General features: G+C 75.3%; 1 protein-coding gene. It reads right to left on the reverse strand.

The annotated features are described in order from the left end of the window. Positions 1-643: acyltransferase domain-containing protein (locus G3I65_RS16315; protein ID WP_160696866.1), on the reverse strand; the 643-nt coding region annotated here is incomplete at both ends.

Below are 643 nucleotides of genomic sequence, written 5' to 3' on the forward strand. Positions count from 1 at the left end.
GACGGCGCCGTCCTCGTGGAGCCGGCCGAGCGCGGTGACCAGCGCGGTCTCTTCGGGCTGGTCCCGGCGCAGCGCGGGGACCACCGCCGCCCCGGCGGGCGCCGAGGCGGCCGCCATCCCGGCCAGCACCCCGTCCGGTCCGGCGTCGAGGAAGGTGGTGACGCCGTGGTCGCCGAGCCAGGTGACGCAGTCGGCGAAGCGCACGGTCGCGCGGACCTGCTCGGTCCAGTACTCGGGTGCGCAGGCCTGTTCCGCGGTCAGCGGTTCGCCGGTCACGCCGGAGACGACCGGGAGCGCCGGGGGTGCGTAGCGCACACCCTCGGCGATCCGGCGGAAGTCCTGCAACACGGCGTCCATACACGGAGAGTGAAACGCATGGCTCACCCGCAAACGCTTAGTCTTTCGGCCGGCCGCGGCCAGCCGTCCGGTGATCGCCATGACTGCGGCCTCTTCGCCGGACAGCACCACCGAAGCGGGACCGTTGACCGCCGCGATCGCGGCTTCGCGCTCGTGCCCGGCCAGCGCCGCGGCGACCTCCGCCTCGGGGGCCTGGACGGACACCATCGCGCCCCCGGCGGGCAGCGCCTGCATCAGGCGGGCCCGGGCGGCCACGACGCGGCACGCGTCCTCGAGGGACCAGACG

Source organism: Amycolatopsis sp. SID8362, from assembly GCF_010550475.1.
Taxonomy (GTDB): domain Bacteria; phylum Actinomycetota; class Actinomycetes; order Mycobacteriales; family Pseudonocardiaceae; genus Amycolatopsis; species Amycolatopsis eburnea.